General features: G+C 50.6%; 1 protein-coding gene and 1 pseudogene. One reads left to right on the top strand and one right to left on the bottom strand.

Annotation, left to right across the window (positions count from 1 at the left end):
* Positions 1-106 precede the first annotated feature (106 nt).
* Positions 107-436: a hypothetical protein gene (locus DU506_RS21205; protein WP_114488792.1), complete on the bottom strand. Its 330-nt coding sequence runs from the start codon at positions 434-436 to the stop codon at positions 107-109.
* A gap of 473 nt (positions 437-909) precedes the next feature.
* On the opposite strand from DU506_RS21205, the pseudogene DU506_RS21200 reads away from it, so the two are divergent.
* Positions 910-1,017: pseudogene (locus tag DU506_RS21200) on the top strand (helix-turn-helix domain-containing protein); the annotation flags it as partial.
* Positions 1,018-1,170: the final 153 nt, after the last annotated feature.

Below are 1,170 nucleotides of genomic sequence, written 5' to 3'. Positions count from 1 at the left end.
ATCCGTGAGCATTTGTCGGGGCATGGCAGGCTCGCCGTTTGTTGGTGTCGGAACCTCTATTCTGTGAGCTTGCCCCTATCCTGCCAAATCTTCCTGCCACCAAACATCAACAGACCCTAGTTTCACAAAACCTCTGGACACATCCCCTCAGACCTTCAACCCACGTTTTTTCATACCACTCACTGAACATTTCACCAAATAAATCAAAAACCTCTGAATAATCCTCAAGGTCATCCAGACAATCATCAGGAAGCTTTTTCAGCGCATGAATTGCATCCATTGGCAGCTCGGTCACGTCAGCAATGGCGGCATCATCTATTTTACCTTGTTTAATCAATATCAAGGCACACTCAACACTTCTCCCAAGCCGACCTTTTAGATAAGCATTCAAGAACTCTCTTTGGTGAAAATATAAAAATTCCATCTGTATAGCCATCAGTGGTTTTTGACATCCTCCCCACCCTTCAGCGCTATCGCGCTTCTGATGAGGATTCCCAGGTTGTTGCCTTACTGGTTTCTGCTTCGTAGACGACTGCCCGAGGGAATGGCTTGGTTATCGCCGCAAAAGTCCCAGTGGGGACTTTTGCGGTGGCGAGCCAACCCATGTCCCCCGGGTCTCATATCGTCTCCACAGACGTCACTTCCCGAGTGCCCCTCGGTAGGTCGTGTCGACATAGCCAGTATAGCACTGTGCATATAACCAACAAGGGCATCCGATGGTTGCCGTGCTTATATCCCCTCCCTTCACGCTACGCGACTCAGGAAGAGGTATTACGCGCTTCTAGATAATTTCCCATGCCTTACCACTCGGCGCGTAAAGCATCGCCCAGTCCTCGGGCGGTGATATAAGCGCGCACCGCGCAGCGGTGCTTGTATTGATATAGCCCTAACCCCTGATATTTTTCCAGTATGACAAAACGTGCCTACAAAGAACGTTTCTACCCCACACCTGAACAGGCTGTGCTGTTGGCACAGTCGTTCGGCTGTACACGTTTTGTGTGGAACAATACGGTGCGACATGAAGTCGCTTTACCGACTGTGGCTGAGATTGCCACCTGTTCTCCCATGAACAGTACCCTAGGTGGATGTGCGGAGCTGGCAACGGCTCGGTATGAAGCTCCACTGACAACGTATCTGAGTCGAAAGGCCAGCGCGAACCTGCGAGGTAGT

Origin of the sequence: Vreelandella rituensis (assembly GCF_003336665.1) — a bacterium.
In the GTDB taxonomy this organism is placed as follows: Bacteria; Pseudomonadota; Gammaproteobacteria; order Pseudomonadales; family Halomonadaceae; genus Vreelandella; species Vreelandella rituensis.
The sequence above is the reverse complement of the archived record's forward strand: the minus strand, read 5'-3'. Positions and strand labels throughout refer to the sequence as shown.